Raw genomic sequence first — 797 nt, forward strand, 5'->3', positions numbered from 1 at the left:
GATGAGGGCAAAGTGGTGCTCTACGTGTCGCACCGCATGGAAGAAGTGTTCCGCATTTGCAACGCGGTGACGGTGTTCAAGGACGGCCGTTACGTGCGCACCTTTGACGACATGAGCGCGTTGAGTCACGACCAGTTGGTGACCTGCATGGTCGGTCGCGATATTCAGGACATCTACGACTACCGCCCGCGTGAACAGGGCGAGGTGGCGCTCAAGGTCGATGGTCTGCTCGGCCCCGGCCTGCGTGAGCCGATCAGTTTTGACGTGCGCAAAGGCGAGATTCTTGGCCTGTTCGGCTTGGTCGGGGCAGGGCGTACGGAGTTGTTCCGCTTGCTCAGCGGCCTGGAGCGCAGCAGCGCTGGCAGCCTTGAACTGTGTGGGGCGGCGTTGCAACTGCGCTCCCCGCGAGATGCCATCGCCGCCGGTGTTTTGCTGTGCCCCGAGGATCGCAAGAAGGAAGGCATCATTCCGCTTTCCAGCGTCGCCGAGAACATCAACATCAGCGCCCGTGGCGCCCATTCCTCGTTCGGCTGGTTGCTGCGCGAGACCTGGGAAAAGGGCAACGCCGACCAGCAAATCAAGGCGATGAAGGTCAAGACCCCGGATGCGCAACAGAAAATTATGTACCTGTCCGGCGGCAATCAGCAGAAGGCCATTTTGGGCCGCTGGCTGTCGATGCCGATGAAGGTGCTGCTGCTGGATGAACCGACGCGGGGCATCGACATCGGCGCCAAGTCGGAGATTTACCAGATCATCCACAACCTCGCGGCCAGCGGTATTGCGGTGATTGTGGTGTC

General features: G+C 60.9%; 1 protein-coding gene. It reads left to right on the top strand.

Annotated features, from left to right (window positions below):
• Positions 1 to 797 (top strand): ATP-binding cassette domain-containing protein (locus IQK56_RS31925; protein WP_193901955.1); only part of this gene is annotated, 797 nt, incomplete at both ends.

Source organism: Pseudomonas cyclaminis (assembly GCF_015163715.1).
GTDB classification, from domain to species: Bacteria; Pseudomonadota; Gammaproteobacteria; order Pseudomonadales; family Pseudomonadaceae; genus Aquipseudomonas; species Aquipseudomonas cyclaminis.